The organism is Geotalea sp. SG265, from assembly GCF_022808985.1.
In the GTDB taxonomy this organism is placed as follows: domain Bacteria; phylum Desulfobacterota; class Desulfuromonadia; order Geobacterales; family Geobacteraceae; genus Geotalea.
Map to the genome: position 1 here is coordinate 38,437 of NZ_JAKZFT010000014.1, position 22,985 is coordinate 61,421.

Below are 22,985 nucleotides of genomic sequence, written 5' to 3' on the forward strand. Positions count from 1 at the left end.
CCAGTTGTTTTAACATAGAGCGACGTCATCGTCAACCAACCAGGCAAATATGGTTAACAAGAAGGGACAATGGTGATGACCGTGATTTCCGGCGGGGCAAGAAAGCGGATCGGCGGCCCCCATGTACCGGTGCCGCGGCTCACATAGAGGGAAGAATTAGAAAGACCCATTTTTACCGGATAAAAGAGGTGTGTCAGGAGGTTGAAGGGAAATATCTGCCCCTTGTGCACGTGCCCGGACAACTGCAGGTCAAACAGCCCTAGGGAGGCAGGATCCATCACGGGCCGGTGCTTGAGAAGCAGGATGAACCGGTCGCGCGGCAGGCTGGAAAGGAAGACATGCTCCGGGAAAAGGGGCGGAGAGCCGCGATGGGCGGCAGGATCGTCAACACCGGCAAGGATGAACGCATCACCCATGGGTACCGCTTTCTGCCGCAGCAGCCGGAATCCGGCCTGTTCCGTAAATGACAGTGCCTGGGGGAAGCCGGCATAGAACTCGTGATTGCCGGTAACGGCAAATTTCCCCAGGGGTGGATTCAGATCCCGAAGCAGCGGCACCAAGTCCGCCAGCCCGTCCAGCTGGCCATCAACCAGGTCACCGGTGGACACAACTACATCTGGGTTCTCGGCTTTTATCTTTTCTAGCACAGGAATGAGCCGGTCCTTCCTCACCATCAGTCCCAGGTGCAGGTCGGATATCTGCACCAGAACAAGCTTTTCTATGCCAGCAGGCAGCTTCGAGGAAGCGAGCGTTACCCGCTCAGTTCTGATGCTGCGCGCTTCGAAGAATCCATAGACGGAAATGGCCGCAGCCAAAAGGAGCGGCAGATAGAATGACACGGCAGTGGCAGGCACAAGAAAGGAAATGTCGTGGTGCAGCAACTTGCCCAGGATAAAGACCAGGAAGCGGTACAGGTCCACGGCAATGGAAGCTGAAAAGTAGAGAAAGAGAAAGCCCATCCATGTGTAACTGATATGGGCAATGGAACTTGCCAGGGACTCCAGCCCGTGCCGTTCGGTAACTCGCACCAACACAGGGCCCACGACCATCAGTAGGAAAAAAATCGCGAGCACTCCGGACACCCCGGCGCCTAAAGAGATGGCACCGCGTATCTTGATAAACGCGTAAACATGGACGCCGCCATACAACACAAAGAATGTCAGCAGAAATAAGCTCATTGGTCTCTCCGATTTCTCATCCAGCCATGGGGCTAAGGAAGTCGGTTAAATAACCTCAGGTTTTCTTCTTTTAGCCACTTTCCCTGCTCTGACTTTTGGCACCAAAACCGGCTTCTGTCAAGCTATAGCGAGCCAGATGGCTGGAATTGTACTAAAAATAGATTCTGTTCATGGGCGTCAAGAGTCATTGATTATCAAAGGGTTAACAAATAAATTAGCATAATTTAATTTTCGGTACTTTCTTTGCTTATTAAAAACAACTAATTATTTTGATGCAAGGATATGCCCATGCCATTGCCCTTGATGATCCTTGTTTGCTTGTGCTGTCTCCCGGCCCTGGCCTCTGGAGAAAGCACGTGCTTTACGGCCAATTGCCATCGGGCGATCATGGAGCTGAAACACCTGCACGCGCCGGTCAGGGATGAGAATTGTCTCGCCTGCCATGTGAGGATCACCACCACCCATCCCATTCTTGTCGGCAACGGCAAATCCTTTGGACTCGTGGCCGAAGGGGCAAAGCTGTGCGAAAAATGCCATGATGCCCTGGGAAGGAAGAGAGTCGTCCATGGTCCCGTCAGGGAAGGCAAATGCCTGGCCTGCCACCGAGCCCATGGGGCAAGCGGCGAACAGCTTCTGGATGTTGGCGACGATCAGACCTCCTTCTGCCTGGGATGCCACGACCCGGCTTCATTTAAAGGGCAGTTCATGCATGGTCCCGTTGCCACGGGGGAATGCACCAAGTGCCACAACCCGCATGAATCTTCGGAGCCAGGACTATTGCCCGCCAAAGGACGCGATCTCTGCCTCAGGTGTCATGCCGATTTCGCCAAGGCGATGGCCGCTGCCACCGTCGTCCATCCTCCCGTCAGTGAACGGCCCTGCACCTCCTGCCACACCCCCCACAGTTCGCCGGCAGCACACATTTTGAAAAAAAAGATGCCCGACCTGTGTACCGATTGCCACGAACAGGTGGCAAGGAAATTGTCTGAAGCAACGGTCCAGCACAAGCCCCTGCAATCGAAAGAAAGCTGCGGGAGCTGCCATTCACCGCACTTTTCCACCACCAAAGGGCTGCTGCCCAACACAGAGCAGGAGGTCTGCCTTGGCTGCCATGGTAGCGACAGCCTGGGTTCCCCCCCCTTGAGCAACTTGAAAAAGGAGCTGGCCAGCAAGAAAGACCTGCACGCGCCGGTGAAGAATGGCACCTGCGACAGCTGCCATGATCCCCATGGCTCCCCCTATGGCAAGATCCTCAAGGGCCCCTATCCGGCACAGTTCTATGCCCCGTACAAGGAAGGTGACTACGACTTCTGCTTGTCCTGTCATGACAAAAGCATGCTCAAGTTCCCGGAAACGACAATCTACACCAAATTTCGCAACGGCAATCGAAACCTGCACTATGTCCACGTGGTCCATAAGCGCAAAGGCAGAACCTGTCGGGCCTGCCATGAGCCCCATGCCGGCGATGGCCTGAAACTGATCGGCAAAAACGGCCCACGGTTCGGCGACTGGAGAATTCCCATCCGTCACACCATGACCCCCACCGGCGGCAGCTGCGCACCGGGTTGCCATCGCAAATTCGACTATGACCGGGAGAAAGCGGTGGACTATCTCAAAGATCAAAAGAAATAGCCGGCACATCATCATAACAGGGAGGACCTATGCAGCAGTACCGACGAGCAGTGATGTTACTCATCTCCGCCATGGTATTTTCCGGTTGTTCCGGCGCCAAGACTGCCACCGGGCCGGTATTTTTCCCCATGGCACCCAATCCCCCCCGCGTTCAGTATCTGATGAAGGTTTCCAATTCTGAGGACATCGAAGGGAAAAAAAGCAGCTTCACCCTCTTTGCCCGCAAAGACCAGAAGGACGACCAGGTCCGACACATCATCAAACCCTATGGCGTCACCACCCACAAGGGCAGGATCTTTATCTGCGATACGGGGGGTGGGACCATTTCCATAATAGACCCGGTGGCTAAGACCTTTCTGCCGCTGAAAGGAAATTTCAGTACCGGCAAACTGCGGAAACCGGTGAACCTGGCCTTTGGCAACGATGGGACCATGTACGTGGCCGACGTTGAAAGAAAGGAGGTGCTGGTTTACGACCCGGAGGGGAATTTCAAGACCGCCTTTGGCAAAGACCTGGAGATGAAGCCTACCGATGTGGCGGTGGACGACAAGTTTCTCTATGTCATTGATATGGCCCACTCCGAGATCAAGGTGCTGGACAGCAAAAGTGGAAAACTGCTCAACCAGATCGGTAAAAGAACGGAAACCACCGATGGTTTGGCCCTGCCGTCCAACCTGGCCATGGATGGCAAAGGTTTTCTTTATGTAACCAACACCCTTTCCGGCAAGGTAATGAAGTTTGACCGGGATGGGCATCTACTCCAATCCTTCGGGAAACTTGGGGACGGCTTCGGCCAGTTCGGCAGGCCCAAGGGAATCACCGTTGACGACGCCGGCCGCATCTACGTGGCTGATTCGGCCCATCAGAACGTTCAGTTGTTCAATGAAAAGGGCCGGCTGCTGATGTTCTTTGGCGATCCGGGCTCAGCACCCGGCGGCACCATGAATTTGCCCACAAGTGTGGCCGTATCCAAAGAGAACCTGGATTTTTACCAAAAAATGGCCGACCCCTCCTTTGAACTGGAGAATGTCATTTTCGTCATCAACCAGTACGGATCCAACAAGTTGTCCGTTTATGGCCTGGGACACCGGAAAGGTGACGAGCTGGACCCTGCCACTGGTGATATTAAGGCAAAGGAACAGCAAAGCAGTGCGGACACCAAGAAATGACCTGAGGAGCTGGAGTGAGAACATCCAACTGCTGGAAAATAATGCTGGCAGTTCTTTCACTGCTCATCTGCCTCCAGTCGACGGGATGCAGTGAAATTACCAGACATGAGGTCATGTCGACCATTTTTGACGGTGTTCCAAGCTATCCGCCCCCGGAACAATTTTGTCGCGAGTACCTGGAGAAGGCCGAGTTGGCTCAAAATGGCGAAAAGCCTGCGGCTGACACCAAAAAGCTCATGTCGCGGCATGCGCCCTACGAGGAGAAAAAGTGCGACGACTGCCACGACAAAACTAAGGAGAATGGGCTGGTTGTTGGGAAATCCCAGCTGTGCTCCATGTGCCACGATGATTTCATCAAGGGCTCATTTGTCCACGGCCCGGTGGCAGTGGGAGAATGCCTGGCGTGCCACGAGCCCCATACTTCCCAGTACCAGTCATTGCTCAAGACAAATAAAGACCAGGCCTGCTCCGTATGCCACCAAGAGAAAAGACTGTCTGCAGCCATGCACGACAAGGTCTCACAACGGAAGGTCAACTGTGTAGACTGCCACAACCCGCACTATGGCAACAGTCTCTACTTTATTGACTGACAGGACAAGCGGATGCGGCTGAAAATAATCTTCATATCCATGGCCATCATCCTTATTGCAGCCAAATCCGACACCGCCTTGTGCCAACAGAGAAGTCTTTTCCTCTTAGGGGATGTACAGCAATCGGTGAATTTCAAATACCAATACGATGGCGATGGAACATCCTATGGGAAAAGCCGCGACTTTTCCTCATCGGACCATCGCTTTGAGGAAAACTACCACTTTCAGATACCCTATGCCATTTACTCACAGCATTTGCTCAAGGGTGGACTGGGTGTCGACCTGGGCTTCTACCAGGAAAACTTTTCCAGCAGCGGCATGTCATCGGGAACCGGAGCCGGAATCAATTTTCAATATATGATCGATGGCATCCTGCTGGACCGGAAGCCGGTGCCGGTCAGGTTTTTTTCCGGTTCAGCCAGAAATCATGTGCAACGTGATTTTTCAGGAAGCTATGACTTGCTGAGCGACAGTAACGGCGTCGACATCACTTACAAGAACAAGTATGTGCCGGTCAAAGCCAGCTATTCCGTCGTCAACAGCAGAACCAGTGGCCAGAGCCAGGACAGGACCCAGGACACGGAAAATTTCTCCATACGGGCCACCAACAAGATTGCAAACCTCAGCCAGACCGATGCCTACATTTACCACACCGATAACCGTTCCGGCCTGATCGGTGGGGGAGACAGCGTCCGCTACCTTAATACCGAGTATTCAGCCAGGAACCAACTGACCTGGAACGGTGCAAAAAGCGAGCTGATCTCCATTTACAAATACCGTGACGCATCTGGCTTCGATGACAGCAAGTACGTGATCTGGTCCGAGAACTACAGCGCCGTGCTCGGCAGGGCCCTGGACGCTGGCATTGACTATGAGAACACCCACAACTGGGGTGAGGGACAACGGGAGCTCTCGTACCGGGCGGATGGATGGCTGCAACACCGGCTCTATCAAAGTCTCTCCACCCGCATCGCCGTAGATGGCAGACGCAGTGACATAAACGACGGCAATGAAAGCGGTTATGGCGGGTCGCTGAATCTGGCCTATCACAAGAACCTGTCTCTTGGAAAAAAGCTGACGCTCAACTTCACCCAGGGAATCCACGTGACGGACAGCAACCGGGGTGAAAGCAGGGCAAAGATAAACGACGAGCCGCTGACCGCACGGTACTTCGAGCAGAACTTTCTGGCCAGCCCGAATGTGGTAGCGACCAGCATCAGTCTTCGCAATGCCGATCCGGCAAAAGGTTCTATTTCCTATGTGGCGGGCATGGATTATTGGGTCGAGCAGGTGGGCACCCGGACGAGGCTGATCTTCATGGGCAGCCCCACCATCAACGATGGAGACTCTTTGCTCGTCTCCTATAGCTGCTTCGTCAACCCTGCAGTTACCTATGCAACCTACAACCGCGGTATGGGGGGCTCTTTCTCGGTATTGGACGGCAGGTTCAGATTGTTCAGTGAGTACAGTGTCCTGAACCATGAGCGGCTCGCCGGGCGGGACGATGTGATCAGACTGGGCTCACAACACTATTATCGCGTCGGTTTTGACGGAAGAACGGCAAGTAATTCCTTTGGCGCCCATTATCTCAACTATGTGGCCATGGATGACAGCCATTGGACCGTGGAGTGCTTCATCAACCACGACCGCCCCTTTGCCCGGGGATCCCTGTCTCTCTATGTGAAAGATGCCTACAACAGCTATGATGAAAGAAGGTTCGCCAGCGCCGGCACAACACAAGCCTATGGGGAAAATCTGCTCAAGGTGGGGGCTTTGTACCGGCGCGTGCTGTTTGGATTTGTGGATATGAGACTCAAGGGGGACTATGCCAACAACACCGGCGGTCCGGTTCACATGGATCTGTTCTCTGTCAGCGTCAATATGCAGATGACCTTGAGAAACATGAACATCTTCCTTTTTTCCCAGGTGAACTGGCAGGACCAGGGGAATTACAGCAATCGCAATGAACAGATCCGGCTGGAGCTGACCCGTTTCTTTTGACTCAGGGAGAATAGCAGCGATGACCTTCAATGGAGCCCGTATATGGATGATGGTCCCCCTGACCTGCTGCCTGTGGCTGACAGCCTGTGCATCATCGGGGATTACGGAAAATTCAGTGGGAAGACCACTGCAATGGCCCCAAAAGCCCCTGGAGCCAAGGATACAGTGGGTGAAGGAGATCCGCGATTTTCGGGATGCGGGTATCAATACCGGTTTTTGGCAGCGCCTGGGTGACCTTCTGTTCGGCAAGGGGCAAGGCCGCATCATCAGGCCATATGGGGTTTTATGTGATGAGAAGGACCGGCTTTTCATCGTCGATGCGGGGGGGGCTGTCGTTCATGTCATGGACATGAAAAACAAAGACTATTTCAGGATCGGCATCAAGGAGGGTCAATCTCTGCTGAAAATGCCCATAGCCATCACTGAAGATGAACAGGACAATCTCTACATCACTGATGCGGCAGCGGCGACTGTCTACCGTTACAGCCTGAAAGAGAGAGAACTCACCCCCTGGTTGAACTTTCCACTGGGAAGACCAACCGGCATCGCTTTCAGCCGCAAGAAACAGTTGATCTACGTTACAGACACCAAGGCCCATCAGGTTGTCGCTTTCGGCCTCGACGGCAGGGAACGGTTGCGTATTGGGCTTCGGGGCGATGCTCCCGGGCAATTCAACTATCCCACCGATCTCTTTGTTGATAGGGGGGGGAATCTGCTGGTGACCGATGTTCTGAACTTCAGAATCCAGGTGTTTTCCGCTGAAGGGCACTTCTTGTCTGTAATGGGCACGGCAGGGGACTCTTCAGGCAGTTTTGCCAAGGCAAAGGGGGTGGCCACGGATAGCGATGGCCATATCTACGTCAATGATGCCCTGCTGGATGCGGTACAGGTTTTTGACCGGTCCGGACGGCTCCTGCTGGATTTCGGCGGTAATGGCAGCGGAAAAGGGGAGTTCTGGATGCCGTCAGGCATCTACATCGACGGCAAAGACCGGATCTATGTGGCGGACACCTACAATCGTCGCGTTCAGGTCTTCAAATATCTGAAAGCAGCGGATCGGCAGAAGGATGGCAGTGAATGAGCGGACGGAGCCTCGTAATAATGCTTGCAAGCCTGGTCACAACCATGCCATGGCAGGTGAATGAGGCACTGGCATCGGCAAGGGGAGTAAACGTGGCGGATACCCCCCATAACCTCTCCGTCTCAGGAAAAGGTGCTGAGGATAAAGGCAACGGGTCTCTTTACCAATCCGCCAAAGAGGAACGCATCTGCATCTTCTGCCATGCCCCCCATCATGCCAATAGCGAGGGCCCTTTGTGGAGTCGCGGCATTTCAAGCGTGACCGCCTATATTCCCTATGCATCGCCGACTCTCAAGGCCAAACCAGGGCAACCCAGGGAGGCATCCCGTCTCTGCCTGAGCTGCCACGACGGCACCGTCGCCCTGGGAGCGCTAAATCCTTCTTTCAATCTGGATGAGGGGCTGCCGAACATGGGCAACAAACCTGAAGCCGAACCTGCCACGAAGACCAGCCTCGGCTGGGACCTCTCCGATGATCACCCCATCTCCTTCCTCTATTCTGCGGAACAAAATGGGGAGATCGCGGATCTGCCAACTATTGCCGCCGCCGGCATCAAGCTCTCGCAGGGGGCCTACCTGGAATGTACCTCTTGTCACAATCCCCATAACAACCAGAATGACAATTTCACCGTCATCAACAATCTGCCCCAGGAAAACCCGGGCACGCCGCTCTGTACAACCTGCCATAGAAAGACTGGCTGGCTCGACGACAGCAGTCATCGAACCGGCGGGACGAGGGATAGCGCCAATGGTCCCAGAATCGCCCAGTGGGGGTGCATCAACTGCCACCTGCCCCACAATGCACCCGGTGCAGCCCATCTGCTGAAAAGTGCCGTGCCCGCCGCCAACTGCTACCAGCCCGAGGAAGTGGGCAGTTGTCATAACGGCAAAAATAATGATGGCAATATCGCCGCGCTTTTCAGAAAGCCTTATACCCATGCACTCTTTTCGGAGAGTGGCGTCCACGTGCAAACGGAAACGCTTCCCGCCAGGATACGGCATGTGGAGTGTGCGGACTGCCACGATCCACATCAGGCCAGTTACCAGGGAGTTCCACTGGGTTCGGCGGATCCGGCAGTGCCGCCAGCCTCCATGGCACCGGCCATCAACGGCCCTTTACGAGGCGCAAGGGGGGTAGACGAATGGGGCAAGACTGAGGTTACACCGGCAACGGCCGAATATCAGGTTTGCTACAAGTGTCACGCCTACACCAATGCCGTTTTCGCCAAATACGGGGACCGGCCGGTGCGACAGTGGGATAATCCGGACCAGAGCGCCCGTTTCTCGACCGCTAATCAATCCTATCACCCGGTCACCGGCAACCGGAGAGGAACGGGGAGAAGCCTGCTCGTCCAGTACCAGTTCACCATGACCCGCATTTATTGCGCTGACTGCCACAGCCCCATGGGTGCCGATGAGAAACACATGCTGCGGGAGAGAAACAGCGACACCTTCCCCGCCATGGATCAGACCTATCCCCTCTGCTTCCGCTGCCATGATGCCGAATACCTGTTGAACCCGATGCGTCCCCCTAATGCTCCGTCTGTTGCCCTGCACAAGGCCCATGTGCTTGACCATCTAGGCAAGGAGGCTCCCTGTTCTGCCTGCCATGATCCCCATGGAGTGGCAGCAAATGAGTACCTTATCAACTTCGACACCCGGTACGCAGGACTGACGCCGTCCTTCGCCTCGAGAAGCTGTTCGGTAAGCTGCCACGGCAGCAACCCCCGCAGTTATTAACCATACCATCAACACAAGGAGGGGCACATGAAGAACATATTGCGCATTGCAGCTGTTTTCCTGGTTTTCCTGTTCCTGCTCCCCTCGGCAGTCTCTTCCACACACTCCGAGAAGCCGGTGATACGCTTTGGGGTCAACCTCCAGTACAACCCGATCAGTATGTACAAGCGCTATCAACCACTGATGGATTACCTGACCCAGAATACCCCCTATCGGTTTGAACTGAAAATCAGCCGCGACTACCTGGAATGCTTACGGTACCTGAAGTACAACACCACCCAGATCAGCTTCCTCGGTGATATCGCCTTCGTGGAGGCGCGGCTTCGGTTCGGAGCCATCCCCATCCTGAAACCATTGGGTGAGGATGGCCGTCCTGCATATCGGAGTGCCATCGTAGTCTCCAGCTCTTCATCGCTTCATTCCCTGCAGGACCTCAAGGGAAAGAAGGTTGCCTTTGGCAACCTGCACTCCACCTCGGGAAACCTTTTCCCACGCTACATGCTGCTGAACAAAAGGGTTTACCTCCAGGAACTGGGCGGTTTTACAAACTTCAGCAACCATGATGAAGTGGCCAAGGCTGTGCTGAGGGGGGATTATGACGCCGGAGCAGTCAATGACACAACCGCCGACAAATACAGCGCCTCCGGCTTGCGCGTGTTGGCCTATTCCGACCCTATCCCCACCTCCCCCATTGTCGTCAGAAGCGATGCACCGAAGGCTCTGACAAAGGCGGTTACCGACGCCCTGCTCAAGCTGGACCGGAATAATCCCACCCACGAAAAACTCATGGCCAGTTGGGATGATTCCTTAAAAAATGGTTTCACCACGGCGAGCTTGTCCGACTACCGGCTCATCTCGCGCATGTTCAAGACTATCCCCTACAGCTGCGGCAAGGGCTGCCACAGATGAAGACCCACTTCGTCTTCAGCCTGAAAACGAAATTTGTTCTGGCAGCGGCAATGATTGTCGCCATTACCTCCTTTACCGGCGGAAGCTGGTTCTTGCGCATGGAAGAGCAGGCGATGACGGAAAAACTGCAAAGCGGCGGCAGGCTGGTTCTTTCTTCGGTGAAAGTCCCGGTCATCAACACCATTATCAACGAAGAACTGGGCTCCCGCGACCCCACCGGTTTTCTCGATGACATCCTGGCGGACATCATGGCCAATCCCCAGTTCACCACCGAGTATGCATTCATCATCGATGCACAGGGCAAAGTCATCGCCCACAACCGGATGGGGGAATATGGCAAAATCTATCGAGATCCATTCACCATGGCAGCCCTGGCTGATGATGATTACCGCATGGTAACCATTCCGGCCACCAAGGGAAGGGCGCCCGTGCTGCACATGGCCCTCCCCCTAAAAATCTACGGCAAGAGCTGGGGAGTGCTGCAAGTGGGCTTCTCCCTTGCTCCTTTGCAGGCCAAGCTCAAGGCCATGAAGCGCACCATCTGGTGGTTCTCACTATGTTTTTTTCTCATCGGCACGAGCATCTTCTACCTGATCGGCCTTACAATGACCAAACCATTGCAGCATCTTTCACTGGCCATGGCCGAGATAACCCATGAATCCATGGCAACAGCCCCCTCCGGCCAGCGGCGTGACGAGATAGGCCTGTTGCAGAGAAGCTTCAATGCCATGATTGAGCGCCTGCAACAGAGCGAAGCCGAGCGGCACAAGGCGATCGACTCCCTTGTGCAAAGCGAGAAACTTGCCATGACGGGCAAGCTGGTGGCAGGGGTCGCCCACGAGGTGAACAATCCATTGGCAGCTATTGCCACCTGCCTGTACAACTTGGAAATGAGGGTGTCGGAGGAAATGCGCTGGGACCTGGATATTGTCAAGCAGGGCTTCAACCGGATCGGCAACATCGTCAAGCAGCTCTCCGATTTGAGCAGCGCCGCCAGGCTTGACCTGCATCCTGTAGCCAGCGATCTGTTTTTTCATGAGGCCACTTCCTTTGCCCGCATGGCCCTCAGAAAATACCCGGTCACTCTGAGTGCTGCCGATGGTTGTGTCCCGCAGCTCTTGATCCCCATGGACAGGGGAAAGATCCATCAGGTCATGCTCAATCTGCTTGTCAATGCCGCCGACGCCTCGCCCCCTGATGGCAACATTCATTTCGCCACCTTTGTGGCGGATGATCGGTTTTGTTTTTCCATCACCGATCAGGGTAGCGGCATTAGCGACCATAACCGGGAAAAGATCTTCGAGCTCTTCTACTCCACCAAGGGGGCCGGATCTGGCAGTGGCATCGGTCTGGCCATCTGCAAGGCCATCATTGACATGCACCAGGGAAGCATCGAATTTGAAAGCGGGCCGAGCGGTACGGTATTTACCGTCGCCATTCCGTTGCACAAGGAATAACACCATGGAAATTCGGGTTCTTATTGTTGACGATGAACCGCTCTTGGGGGCGCCTCTGAAGCGGTCTCTGGAGGGTGCCGGCTACCAGGTAACCATTGCCCGGAACGGTGCCGAGGCACTGCGAACCATCTCCGGCAGCAGCTTTGATCTGTTGTTGCAGGATCTTGGGCTGCCGGACGCCGATGGCCTTGAGATCATGGCTGAGATTCTGGGCAGAATTCCGTGTTGCCGGGCATTGGTCATGACCGGCCATGGCACCATTGAAAAAGCTGTGGCCGCAATGAAAATCGGCGCCTGTGACTTCCTTACCAAACCCTTTGCCATGGAGAGTCTTTTTCAGAAACTGCAGCGTATTACCGACCTGCGACAGATTGAACACCAGGTGGACCTGATGGATCTGGAGCAAACCTTCCACAAAAGTTGCGTCACCCGCAGTCCCATCATGAAAGAGATATTGCACACGGCCGCCGTTGTCGCCACCACCGATGCCACAGTTCTGCTTTTAGGAGAAAGCGGCACCGGCAAGGACCTGTTGGCAGACATCATTCATCAAACCAGCAGAAGAAGCAGCAAAACATTTATTAAGGTTAATTGCGCCGCCATTCCCGAGTCACTGTTCGAAAGCGAACTGTTTGGTGTGGATCGAGGCGCCTTTACCGGAGCCGAAAGGAGCCGTAGCGGTCGAATCGAAGAGGCAGACCAAGGGACGCTGTTTCTGGATGAGATCGGGGAGTTGCCCCTTTTCCTGCAGGGCAAATTTCTGCGGGTGCTGGGAGAGAAGAGGATTTACCGGATCGGCGGCAGCAGGGAATATTCCGTAGATTTCCGTCTCATTGCAGCAACCAATAAGAACCTTCTCCAGCTGATCGCTTCACATGCCTTTCGGGAAGACCTCTATTTCCGCATCAATGTAGTACCGATTACCGTTCCCCCCTTAAGGAACAGGATCGAGGACATCCCGCTTCTCATTGCCTATTTTGAAAAGACGTTCTCCAATCAGGACCCAACCCGAAAAAAGCCGATCTTTTCCCCAGAGGCCTTGGAGATGCTTTGCAAGTACCATTTCCCGGGCAACGTCAGAGAGTTGCGCAACATGATCGAGCAGTTGTTCATTCTCTACCCGGGTAGCAACATCAAACCCCACCACCTTTCCCTTTCCATGCAGAACCCTGTCATGGCTGACCGTCTAGGAGAAGGCATCAGCATTGGCAAACCGCTGCGGGATGCGGTTGCTGACTTCGAAAATCGCTACATTGAAAAGGTCATGGAAAGCGTAGGTGGTCACAAATCAAAATCCGCCAGCATTCTCGGCCTTTCCCGTAAAGTACTGTGGGAAAGGTTGAAAAAAACGCGATCCTGATCTCCCTATCACCCTGCCTCACCATCGGCCTGACCGAATCTCGCATCACCCACCCCTACATTAATTTATTTATTTTAATTATTTGGCACCAATAATGCTCCCTTCTTCGTACGAACTGCTACGGGATGGGACATATGATGAGAAAAAGACTTGTACACAGCTCGAAATTGGAGATCCGCACCAGCACTTACCACATTGCTGTCTATGCCTACGGTAATGGCCGACATTCGGCAGAAACGCAACTGGCAGACAGCACCATGATCATCAATGATGCTGATTCACTGGAAGAGGTGCTCGCGGTCCACAAGAATATTCTGTCACTGGCTGTTCAGGCCCGTGAAATAAGGCAGCAGACAAGAAATGCTTGGGGATGGAGATTTTTTAAATCTTCGAGAAAATAAGACGTTATTTCGCCGCCAGTGTTACAGCAGCGTAACACTGCCTGGCTTCCTTAGAAGAAGGTCTCGTGCAGTTTTCCATTTTTAAGTTCGGGAGAGGAGGTGATGATGGATACAACCAGAAACAAAAGACAGCAGAAAAGATGGGAAAACCTGACGCCACAGAATCCAATCAAGATCACAAAAGGAGATAACAAAATGAAGAAGAAAAACCTATTGGCACTGCTCAGTCTTACCGCAGTCGTAACCGCCACTACGGCAACCGCTTTGGCCTTTACCGCTCCAGGCGGGGGTGTATATGGGTCCAAGCATGACATCAATGCTTACGCCAAGATCTATAACGGGGTTCCCTCCGCAATTTCCGGTGATGAGCAGGAGCGAACCTGCGCCTTCTGTCATACTCCTCACCATGCTTTTGATCCAGCAGCGAACAATGCCGATTACCTCCCCCTCTGGTCCCACGACCTCACTGAAAAAAACTATACACCTTATATCAGTGACACCCTTCAGGCAGCCATCGGCGATCCCCTCATCGGCCCATCCCGTCTTTGTATGAGCTGCCATGATGGGGTCGTTGCCATTGACACCCATTACCGGAAGTCCACCGATACCCTCAACCCGGCACAACTGACCGGCGATATCTTCTCTGACTCCGACGCTGAACATGGAGCAGTGGGCGCCGGAGACAGCCTCATCGGTGACCACCCGATCGGGTTCAACTATCTGGATGCCATGAATGCCGACAAGGCGGCCGGAAACAAACTGGCACAGGGCATCAGGGATATAAGCACCCCCTTCAACGGCAATCCCGCCGGCGTGACAATCAAGGATACGCTGCATCTTGGCACGACCATGACCTGCGCCACATGCCATGACGTTCATAATAAGGACAACGTTGCCAGCAAAACAGGTAGCGCCCTTGATAACACCGGCGGCACCGAAACCGGCTTCAATTATTTCGTCTATGCACCACAACAGCGGTCGCAACTGTGCACCACCTGTCACAACAAATAGGAGCACCTAACCCATTCACAGAATCCCAAGCAAGGAGAATCCAATGTTAAAAAGACTCACGTATCTATTAACATTGTCACTTGCCCTGCCGGCATTTGCCAATGCAGCAACATGGACGGTAAAGGCGACCTCCGCTCAGCCTGCAATGGGGAGTGTGACCCCAAGCGGATATCAAAACTATACCAGCAGTTCGGCAAAATCGTTCCAGATCACTCCAGCCACCGGCAATGATATTTCCAAGGTATTGTTGAACAACGTCAGTCTGGGGGCGGTCTCCACGGTCAGTGTCTCTCCCAGGTCCACCATGCAGACGATAATCGCTTATTTTGCCGCAAAGACGTTTCTGGTAACGGCCACGGCCAATGCCGGAGGCGGTGTCACCAGCGCCACCAGCAACACGGTAGCCTATGGGAAATCCAAGTCTTTTAGCATCAAACCCAATGTGGGCTTTAAGATCCTGTCCGTAATAGATAATGATGTTCCGCAGACAGTAACCAATACGGCCGGCATGACTTACACCATCGCCAGTTTTACGGCGCCGCACACGGTTGCGGTTACCTTCGCCAGTAACACGGCAAATGCGGGTCCGGACCAAAAGATCGTGCTTGGGGAAACAGCCAATCTGAGCGGAAGCGGGGATGGGACCGCCTTTGCCTGGGCCGTACTGTCGAAACCGTCCAATTCCATTGGAGGCACATTTACCGGTTCCGGAGCGAATGTAGGCTTCACTCCTGACGTGACCGGCATCTATGCCATCCAGCTCACGGTCAGCGACACCCTGGGCAATGGCGTCACCGATATCGTCGCCGTCAGCGCTTACGCAACCAACGCTCTGGATTCCAATCAGTGCGCCGGTTGTCACTATAGCAAAGACAATGCATTTACCGCCAGCTATCACTGGAACAATCATCTTGAAACCGGTCCTGAATTTACCGATCCGGGCACCGGAATAAACGGCGTACTCAATGCCAATACAAGCTATACCACCCTTGAAAATGGCGTCCAGGTCACCTGCTCCATTCGCTGCCATTTCAGGAACATCACCCAAAAGTCGGTGTATGGCTGCAGCGCCTGCCACTCCGATGGTCTGAAGGCGGGTGGTTCGTTCAAGAACGCCTCCTCGGCCCATAAGGAAAAAGTAGCCACCTACCAGAATACCTGCATGTACTGCCATACCGGCATCAGAGCAAACGGTACCGGTCATGGAGTGGTTCCCGCTGAGTTCTGGGGCAGCAAGCACTGGCAAAACAATTTCGAGTATGGCCCCGAATTTGCCAACCAACTGAATACCACGGTCAGCGGCGGCATTGTCACTTCCGACGGTTCACATACCGATGAGTATCTCAATGCCAATGACAGTTACACCACAACGGAAAATGGCACAACCGTCACCTGCGCCTACCGCTGCCATTTCCGCCCCGGCATGGGTCCCTCACAAAATGTGGGAACGGTGCTGGCTAACGGCAAATCCACCGGCTACATAACCTATACGGACAGCACCGGCAAATATGGTCCTGCCAACACCGTCTATTCTCGTCCTGGTGGCGACGCATGCATGGCCTGTCACGATTCACACAACCCTGATACGGCCACAGCACAATCCACCTGCTACACCTGCCATGCCGGCGGCAATCACGGCTGGTCGGTGGCAGCCTTTGAGAAGTCGAGCCACTTTAACGGCACCTATGCCAAACTGGATGGCATGGATAAGGAATCGTGTCTTGCATGCCACAATGCCCATTCAACCGAAGCCACATTCGGCGCTTACAGCACCCTGACCCCCGTTGCAGCCACCGGTTGCCAGACCTGCCATACACCCGGCGCCCCTTATGGCATCTACAACGCCGACCAAACGGGTAAAGCACCCCATGTCCAGACCGGCACAGCCGATGCCGGCGGCTACTACCCGACTGCATCCTACATCACGAAAGGGGGCGCGACCTGCGCCAGCTGCCATTATCACAACAACAGTGTCAACGCCGGATGGGCCGAAGGTGGCCACGGCAAAGTCGATGCACCTGCATTTGTCAGCAATGCAACCCACAACTGGAACGGCCAAGGCACTGACGGCGTCAATTACCAAGTCTCACCCCAGAAGACCAACTGCATCCGCTGCCACAGCTCCCGCGGATTTGCCCAGTTCTGGGATTCCGGTTTCAGCAACATCGACAAGGTCTATCTTGACCCGGTCGCCAAGACCCTGGACAAGGCCAGCGCGCCGCTCACCTGCGACGGCTGCCATTCCGGCGCGAAAGGTGTCAGGGGTGCCGTACGACCGATGCCCACAGGCTTCACCAAGGTGAAATCTTTCTATGGTTACAGCAATGCCACCATTGCTGGGGCAAAAATGACTACGTCACTGGAATTTACCGACAACAAGAATTCGAACATCTGCCTCCCCTGCCACAGCCAGCGTGCTGCAGGAACGGGCATCAAAGCGCTGTTTGCCCAGGGTGCCTTCAAGCAGTACTCCGTCGGTACCGCCATGTATCCCCACGAGGCACAACCTGCCGCCATCGTTGACGGCAAGGGCGGTTACGAGTTTGCTTCCGCCCAGGGATACCAGGACCGTATGCGTCATATCCGCATCGGCAACTATGGCACCGGCACCGGCTACAACAACACCGGCATCACCTCCGGTAACTGCGCCGGCTGTCATATGACTTCAGAAAAAACACATGCACTTGAAGCAGTAACCGAAGATGCAACAACGGGACAGATCAACGGCATCGCCACCACCCTCTGCTCCAACTGCCATCCGGTGGCCTTCACCTACCAGGACATCCAGAAGAAGAAGGATGCATTCAATGCTTCTGTTGCAGCACTCGGCAAACTGCTGGTACAGAAAGGCTTCACCCAGGACGGCGTCAATGTCCTGCCGGAGCGCAAGGCCTTCGACATGAGCCTCGGCACCAAGGACAACGCCATTGCCGAAAAGAACATCGGCGCCTGGTTCAACTGGTACCTTTTCAAGACCGCCGACTCGGCCGCCTACGTTCACAACCCGGCCTATTCCAGGCGGCTCATCAACGACTCCATCGACTGGCTGGATGACCATGTCATAAACGACTCGGCAGCAGCAACGATCCAGAACCTGGCCACCGCCGGAACCATCACCGCTGCAGAGAAAGACCTGGCAGTGGCCCAGTTGAACAACCCCGGCTGCATGGGCTGCCACTTCGGTACCGGCAGCACCCTCGGCGCCGAAGCAGTACCCGGCATCGAGCAGGCACCACACTTCAACACCAATGGCGCTCTGGTCCCCGGTCAGACCTTCACCCAGGCCCAGTATGTGGTGCCGAACACACAATGCAACTACTGCCACGGCTACGGCCACGGCACCGACAGTCCGGGCAGCACCGTCATCACCGAGTATGCCGCTTCCGGCCATGGTAGCATCGATGGTATGGCCTGGACCGACTACGACTTCAAGACCCACCAGGGCTGCGTCCAGTGTCACACCACCAAAGGTTTCGTTGACAACGTCGGCGCAGCCTTTGCCGCCGGCACCGCCGCACCAAGTATAAATGCCTATGGTATTACCGGCGATGCCACCAAGCAGGTACTGGGCTGCAACGCCTGCCACAGCAGCACCGCCTGGAAGACCAGTATCCGCAACAGCGGCGCCGTCACCGCACCCATGGGTGTGGGCGGCAATACCCCGAAAGCGGTCATGAACTTTGCCGACGTGGGTGAATCCAACGTCTGTATCCTTTGCCATGCTTCACGGGAGAACGGTGAATCACTTGTCGCCGGCAACCCGACCAACGCAGCAGGCAAAGGCTTCACCAACCCGCACTATCTGGGCGCTGCCGCAGTGTTCTACGGCAAAGGCGGCTTCAAGTTCTACACCTCCGGTGTCCGCTACAATGAATACGGCGCCGCCGGAAAAGTGGGCAAAAATGCCAACTGGAGCCATGGCCGTCTCGGCATGGATAACTACAGCAGCAGTGGCAATAATGACTTGGCCGGGGTGTCGAACGACACGGGCAACAAGGGGCAATGCGTTGCCTGCCACCTTGGGCCTAAAAACACTCATACATTCGGGGCTGCCGAAGTAGCTAATGCCACCATGGCAGGGGCTACCAATCTTGTCAGTGACAAACCCATGACCCGCACCTGCTACGGCTGCCACAAAGCCAATGCGGATTCACCCGTGGCAAGCATCGAGCAGTTCATCGACGAGGAGAAGGAGATCTGGTACCGCATGTTCGACTTCTTCAAATGGCAACTGGCCCAGTACAACATCATTTACGCCGACGCCTATCCATACTTCTCCGGCAGCTTCGATGTGACGGTCGGCACCACCTTCGGCGGCGCCGGCATCGTCGACAACAACAAGACCCGCGGTGCAGCCATGAACCTGAAGCTCCTTCTTGCCGAGAAGGGTTCCCATGTTCATAACCGCGCATTCGGCCGCGCTCTCATCGCTGACTCCATCGTCTATCTGCAGAAGGGCGACGTTGGCGATCGGACCGTGGTTTACCCTGACCAGAACCAGGTAATCAAGTTCTCCGATTACTCGGCTGCTCGTCCGACGAGCTATCCTGGCCAGGTCGGACCCGATGTCAGCATTACCACACTGAAATCATACCTGACCAGATCTGGCACTGGTGGCTACACCCGCAGATAGTTCAATGATAAAGCTGTATACCTTGCCCCCGCTTCCCTCGAAGCGGGGGTTTTTTTTATATTCAACGTCCCAACCTGCAAATTCATAAGCCATCCGTCTTTCCCCATACCTTTCCCATCACCTTCACTCTCAGGACAAATACTATATAATTGACAAGTGTGGGTACCTAACGCAAGGAAGGGGGCACATTCAAAGAAGGCAGTTACGCAGCAGACGATCAAGAGGGTACCTTTGCCAACGAAAGGAGCGCCTATGAGGATCTTGAACTTGCTGATGATAGCTGTGGTAGCAACAAGTACTGCACCGGCGGACGCCTTTGCCGGGGTGGCTTCGGGTACGGGAATCGCCCTGTCAAAGCATGATATCAATACCCTGGCGGGCGCTGCCCGAGACGACCAGCAACGCATTTGCGCCTTCTGCCATACCCCTCACCACGCCATGGACCCCAGCGCCCAAGACTACATGCCCCTCTGGTCCCACAACCTGACCCAACAGAACTACATCTCTTACAAATCCCCCACCATCGAGGTGGATGCCAGGAACATCACCGATCCGCTGGCGGGACCCAGCCGCCTTTGCATGAGCTGCCACGACGGCATCATTGCCGCTGACCAGCACTATGGAGATATGGCCACGGGGACGAAGTTTCTCACCGGTGACAGCTTTACACCGGAGGCAAATATGGCCATTGGTGCCTCAGGCGATCTGACCCGGGATCATCCTATCGGTTTCGATTACACGAAGGTAGCCGGTGCCGGAGCAAACGCGGATGGCACAGACAAACGCATTTTCGCGGCTGACGGCACTTTGACGTTCAGGGGAAATCCGGCGGTGCTGGTGAGGGATCAACTGTATCAGGGAAGGATCATGACCTGCGCCACCTGCCATGATGTGCATAACCGGGACAACAATAACGGTGGCGCGGATAAAAACTACTTCGTTTATGCGCCCCTCAAGGATTCACAGCTCTGCCTGACCTGCCATGACAAGTAGCAGCGGGACATGGCCATTGCACCCACCCCATCCATCGTACCTGAGATTGTTGTAGTTACAGATAAAAAATCCCCGGCGTATTCTAAGGGGTATACGCCGGGGCAAAAGAAATAGAGCAAAGCTTATGGGGGTCTTTGTCTATTTCAACACTGCGTTTTTCTTGGTTTTCTCGTAATCTTCACGATAGGCGGCAAGGGCAACCTCGAAACGGCCGTCATGGACACTGAGCACATAGGCCATCCGGTACTGTATATCGCGCCTGGCATCTTTAATCTCGCCGGTTTTAAGGTCGCTATAGGTGTAATCCCAGTTTTCTTCGGTGAATACAACCGCCCTGCCCCGCTCGGGCTTCTCCAGACCTTTTACGGAGATGGATTTGACCTTGGCCATCATCCGCACATTGTGGCTCTTTAATCCGGCAATCAATTCTCCGATCGTTTCCTTATCCCGAGGTGAATCAAGCTCCCCCATGATGCCCGCATCCCCGGCAGCGTAAGCTTTTATCAGCCGATCATCGTATGCCTGAATCACCGGCAGGAAATCTTCGGCTTTCATGGTCTCCATGTCGGTCCTTTTACAGCCGGCGGCAACCAGCAGCATCAAGAGCAGCATTATTATGTTACGGGTACGAGCCATGGCAAAACCTGCTAGAGAAAGATATTATGGGAGTTGACAAAAATATAGGGCACGCAGAAAAAGGCGAACAGTACCGAGCCGAGAGCAGCGACGGACATCCACGCCATTCTGTTCCCCTTCCAGCCATGAATGGTGATCAGGTGATAGAAAATGCCGTAGGTCAGCCAGGAAATCAGGGACCAGGTCTCAATGGGATCCCAGCTCCAGTAGCTGCCGAAAGCCACGTTTGCCCAGACCGATCCCGAAACGAGCATGACGGTGTGATTGAGAAAGCCCAGAGTGACGAATTTCCGGTTCAGTTCCTCGTTGACGGGATTCACGGGAAACCGTCTGAGCAGCCGGCTGTCCCGTCCCTTTTCTTTCATGATGTAAGCAGCGGCCAGCACACAGGAAATCAGGTACGAGCCAAAGGTAAGCTTTGCCGTCAAGACATGCACCACGAGCCAGGAACTGTCCAGCATAGGGGAGAGAGCTACCGGGTCCTTGACGGAAAGGGCACCGAACCCCATGAAAAGGAACACTGTCGGCAGAATGAAAATACCGAGTATGCGCACCTTCGGGTACTTCCACTGGGCCAGCAGAAAGATGATCATGGCGATGATGCTGTTCGAGGAGGCCACCTCATAGAGGTTTATGTACGGGCCGTGTTTCACCTGTACCCAGCGCACCGCCACCCAGACAAGATGGAGGGCTACACCGGCAATGCTCAGGCGAACCCCCATGGGGATCCAGCGTTCCTTGTCGAAAATGACGCCGAACATGATCGGCAGCCACGATGCCAGGTAGAGGAAAATCACCCCCCAGAAAATCACCCGCTGATATGTTATCAGACCCGTCATTATCCCAATTTCTCCTTCATATCGTGAAACTCGTCGAGAAACATGTTCCGCCACCGTCCCCAGCCGACGATTTCCAGGATATCAGTGCCGTCCCGGCTCACCCTCCGCGCCCAGATCTCCCGTGGGTCGAAGAGCCCCATTACCGCAATTCCCAGGATCGCCAGGATGAAGCCGGTGAAGATAACCGGCACCGCCCGGTCGTAGACGACCAGAAGACCGGTCCATTTGTTAACCGCTTCAAGCCGTATCAGAAAGTCATCGGCCTTGAGTGTCTGACCGATGGCGATGGGCCCCTTGTAGACCACTTCGTTCCGGTCATGAACTTCCATCTCCAGAGAACGGTCAGCGGCATGATAATCGATCTTCGCCTGAAAGGGGGTACCGGGCAGAGAGAAGATGGCATTACTGCCGTTTCGGGACTGGAGATTGACGTAACCTGCAACAGACTCGGGTGCCCCCGGACTGGTAACGACGAAAAGCGCGGCAGGACCGACAAAATCCGATTGATACATCTTCAGCCCGTGAAAATACAAGGGATCGTTCATGGTCAGGGTCTTGTGTACTTCCTCCCCAGATTTATGATCCATAACGGCAACCGCACTGGTAACAATGTTCATTTTGCCGTTTCTGTGCTCTTCCGTGCCGTCCAGGCGCAGGGTCACATCCTGCAAATGACCGGGAAAGAAAATGCCCTTGTTTTTCTGCGCATATGCCTGGTCGTTCTCCGGGACCTCCTGCCCCGCACCCAATTCCATATAGCCGTTGAACCGTGACAAGCCGCTGATCAGCGCCCCTACCAGCAGGACAACCAATCCCAGGTGGAGGATCGTCCCCCCCCAGATACCGAGCCAGCCCTTGCGCCCATAGATTTCATCTGTGCCCTGCTTCAACACATACCCTCTACCGCGTAGCACCGCTTCGAATCGGTCGAGACGTTCACGGCTGAAAGCGGTCTCATCAAGGGTGAAATAGCTGACTGCCTCATGGCTATAACGATGGAGCCCCCGCGCTTTTACCAGGGTGGTCCTGGCCAGATCCCAGGTAACAAGGGCCATATTGAGAAACAAACAGCTGAAAATACACAGGAACCACCACGAGGTATAGACATGATGGAAACCTCCGACCAGAACCGCCTTCCCTACCAAAGGATGAGCCTGCTGCCACTCCTGGATTGCAGCCGGGGAGACCCTCCCAGTTTGCGGCAAAAGATTGCCCGCCATGATCACCGGGATCAGGAGGATCATCAGCCCCATGGAGAGCCGGAGGGATTTTATGCACTGGAGTGACTTTTTCAGCATGTGCTTTTCGTCGGAACCCCCAGGGCAGCCGGAGTGTGCTCCCCGGCTGCCGTGCCTG

General features: G+C 54.7%; 17 protein-coding genes. 13 read left to right on the plus strand and 4 right to left on the minus strand.

What is annotated here, in order from left to right; translation table 11 throughout:
* Window positions 1-53: 53 nt before the first annotated feature.
* Entirely contained in the window at window positions 54-1,178 is a 1,125-nt protein-coding gene (locus tag ML541_RS14945; RefSeq protein ID WP_243374056.1) for a metallophosphoesterase, read from the minus strand.
* Between the two features lie 288 nt (window positions 1,179-1,466).
* Here ML541_RS14945 and ML541_RS14950 point away from each other — a divergent pair, with 288 nt between their 5' ends.
* From ML541_RS14950 to ML541_RS15010, 13 genes are all read left to right on the plus strand, one after another.
* Window positions 1,467-2,810, plus strand: coding sequence for a cytochrome c3 family protein (locus ML541_RS14950; RefSeq protein WP_243374058.1), 1,344 nt, complete (start codon window positions 1,467-1,469; stop codon window positions 2,808-2,810).
* 29 nt (window positions 2,811-2,839) lie between these two features.
* Window positions 2,840-3,979: a hypothetical protein gene (locus ML541_RS14955; protein WP_243374059.1), complete on the plus strand. Its 1,140-nt coding sequence runs from the start codon at window positions 2,840-2,842 to the stop codon at window positions 3,977-3,979.
* A 14-nt stretch (window positions 3,980-3,993) separates the two neighbouring features.
* Window positions 3,994-4,569 carry a cytochrome c3 family protein gene (locus ML541_RS14960; RefSeq protein WP_243374060.1) on the plus strand — a complete coding sequence of 192 codons (576 nt, stop codon included), beginning with the start codon at window positions 3,994-3,996 and terminating at the stop codon, window positions 4,567-4,569.
* Between the two features lie 12 nt (window positions 4,570-4,581).
* The gene (locus ML541_RS14965) at window positions 4,582-6,570 is read left to right on the plus strand and encodes a hypothetical protein (protein ID WP_243374061.1); all 1,989 of its coding nucleotides are present in this window, start codon (window positions 4,582-4,584) and stop codon (window positions 6,568-6,570) included.
* Window positions 6,571-6,589: 19 nt separating this feature from the next.
* Window positions 6,590-7,651 carry a 6-bladed beta-propeller gene (locus ML541_RS14970; protein WP_243374062.1) on the plus strand — a complete coding sequence of 354 codons (1,062 nt, stop codon included), beginning with the start codon at window positions 6,590-6,592 and terminating at the stop codon, window positions 7,649-7,651.
* 20 nt (window positions 7,652-7,671) lie between these two features.
* A complete protein-coding gene (locus ML541_RS14975) occupies window positions 7,672-9,390 on the plus strand; it encodes a cytochrome c3 family protein (protein ID WP_243374063.1) in 1,719 nt (572 codons plus the stop codon).
* Window positions 9,391-9,417: 27 nt separating this feature from the next.
* Window positions 9,418-10,299, plus strand: coding sequence for a phosphate/phosphite/phosphonate ABC transporter substrate-binding protein (phnD, locus tag ML541_RS14980; RefSeq protein WP_243374064.1), 882 nt, complete (start codon window positions 9,418-9,420; stop codon window positions 10,297-10,299).
* The gene (locus ML541_RS14985; protein WP_243374065.1) at window positions 10,296-11,756 is read left to right on the plus strand and encodes an ATP-binding protein; all 1,461 of its coding nucleotides are present in this window, start codon (window positions 10,296-10,298) and stop codon (window positions 11,754-11,756) included. Before phnD ends, ML541_RS14985 begins: the two co-directional genes overlap by 4 nt.
* 4 nt (window positions 11,757-11,760) lie before the next feature.
* A complete protein-coding gene (locus ML541_RS14990) occupies window positions 11,761-13,116 on the plus strand; it encodes a sigma-54 dependent transcriptional regulator (protein ID WP_243374067.1) in 1,356 nt (451 codons plus the stop codon).
* A 134-nt stretch (window positions 13,117-13,250) separates the two neighbouring features.
* Window positions 13,251-13,517, plus strand: coding sequence for a hypothetical protein (locus ML541_RS14995; protein WP_243374068.1), 267 nt, complete (start codon window positions 13,251-13,253; stop codon window positions 13,515-13,517).
* Window positions 13,518-13,712: 195 nt separating this feature from the next.
* Entirely contained in the window at window positions 13,713-14,528 is an 816-nt protein-coding gene (locus ML541_RS15000) for a hypothetical protein (protein ID WP_243374070.1), read from the plus strand.
* A 43-nt stretch (window positions 14,529-14,571) separates the two neighbouring features.
* Window positions 14,572-19,161: a hypothetical protein gene (locus tag ML541_RS15005; protein ID WP_243374071.1), complete on the plus strand. Its 4,590-nt coding sequence runs from the start codon at window positions 14,572-14,574 to the stop codon at window positions 19,159-19,161.
* A 252-nt stretch (window positions 19,162-19,413) separates the two neighbouring features.
* Window positions 19,414-20,154: a hypothetical protein gene (locus ML541_RS15010; protein WP_243374072.1), complete on the plus strand. Its 741-nt coding sequence runs from the start codon at window positions 19,414-19,416 to the stop codon at window positions 20,152-20,154.
* 138 nt (window positions 20,155-20,292) lie between these two features.
* On the opposite strand, the gene ML541_RS15015 is transcribed toward ML541_RS15010, so the two are convergent.
* Genes ML541_RS15015 through ML541_RS15025 form a run of 3 tightly spaced genes read right to left on the minus strand, consistent with a single transcriptional unit; the run spans window position 20,293 to window position 22,927 of the window.
* The gene (locus tag ML541_RS15015) at window positions 20,293-20,790 is read right to left on the minus strand and encodes a hypothetical protein (protein WP_243374073.1); all 498 of its coding nucleotides are present in this window, start codon (window positions 20,788-20,790) and stop codon (window positions 20,293-20,295) included.
* A gap of 11 nt (window positions 20,791-20,801) precedes the next feature.
* On the minus strand, window positions 20,802-21,629 hold the full coding sequence (ccsA, locus tag ML541_RS15020) for a cytochrome c biogenesis protein CcsA (protein WP_243374074.1): 828 nt from the start codon (window positions 21,627-21,629) through the stop codon (window positions 20,802-20,804).
* Window positions 21,629-22,927: a cytochrome c biogenesis protein ResB gene (locus ML541_RS15025; RefSeq protein ID WP_243374075.1), complete on the minus strand. Its 1,299-nt coding sequence runs from the start codon at window positions 22,925-22,927 to the stop codon at window positions 21,629-21,631. Before ML541_RS15025 ends, ccsA begins: the two co-directional genes overlap by 1 nt.
* Between the last annotated feature and the right edge of the window lie 58 nt (window positions 22,928-22,985).

Excerpts from the sequence above, each read along its gene's own strand:
- ML541_RS14945 (WP_243374056.1), bottom strand. The coding sequence starts at position 1,178 with ATGAGCTTATTTCTGCTGACATTCTTTGTGTTGTATGGCGGCGTCCAT.
- ML541_RS14950 (WP_243374058.1), top strand. The coding sequence starts at position 1,467 with ATGCCATTGCCCTTGATGATCCTTGTTTGCTTGTGCTGTCTCCCGGCC.
- ML541_RS14955 (WP_243374059.1), top strand. The coding sequence starts at position 2,840 with ATGCAGCAGTACCGACGAGCAGTGATGTTACTCATCTCCGCCATGGTA.
- ML541_RS14965 (WP_243374061.1), top strand. The coding sequence starts at position 4,582 with ATGCGGCTGAAAATAATCTTCATATCCATGGCCATCATCCTTATTGCA.
- ML541_RS14970 (WP_243374062.1), top strand. The coding sequence starts at position 6,590 with ATGACCTTCAATGGAGCCCGTATATGGATGATGGTCCCCCTGACCTGC.
- ML541_RS14975 (WP_243374063.1), top strand. The coding sequence starts at position 7,672 with ATGCTTGCAAGCCTGGTCACAACCATGCCATGGCAGGTGAATGAGGCA.
- phnD (WP_243374064.1), top strand. The coding sequence starts at position 9,418 with ATGAAGAACATATTGCGCATTGCAGCTGTTTTCCTGGTTTTCCTGTTC.
- ML541_RS14985 (WP_243374065.1), top strand. The coding sequence starts at position 10,296 with ATGAAGACCCACTTCGTCTTCAGCCTGAAAACGAAATTTGTTCTGGCA.
- ML541_RS14990 (WP_243374067.1), top strand. The coding sequence starts at position 11,761 with ATGGAAATTCGGGTTCTTATTGTTGACGATGAACCGCTCTTGGGGGCG.
- ML541_RS14995 (WP_243374068.1), top strand. The coding sequence starts at position 13,251 with ATGATGAGAAAAAGACTTGTACACAGCTCGAAATTGGAGATCCGCACC.
- ML541_RS15000 (WP_243374070.1), top strand. The coding sequence starts at position 13,713 with ATGAAGAAGAAAAACCTATTGGCACTGCTCAGTCTTACCGCAGTCGTA.
- ML541_RS15005 (WP_243374071.1), top strand. The coding sequence starts at position 14,572 with ATGTTAAAAAGACTCACGTATCTATTAACATTGTCACTTGCCCTGCCG.
- ML541_RS15010 (WP_243374072.1), top strand. The coding sequence starts at position 19,414 with ATGAGGATCTTGAACTTGCTGATGATAGCTGTGGTAGCAACAAGTACT.
- ML541_RS15015 (WP_243374073.1), bottom strand. The coding sequence starts at position 20,790 with ATGGCTCGTACCCGTAACATAATAATGCTGCTCTTGATGCTGCTGGTT.
- ccsA (WP_243374074.1), bottom strand. The coding sequence starts at position 21,629 with ATGACGGGTCTGATAACATATCAGCGGGTGATTTTCTGGGGGGTGATT.
- ML541_RS15025 (WP_243374075.1), bottom strand. The coding sequence starts at position 22,927 with ATGCTGAAAAAGTCACTCCAGTGCATAAAATCCCTCCGGCTCTCCATG.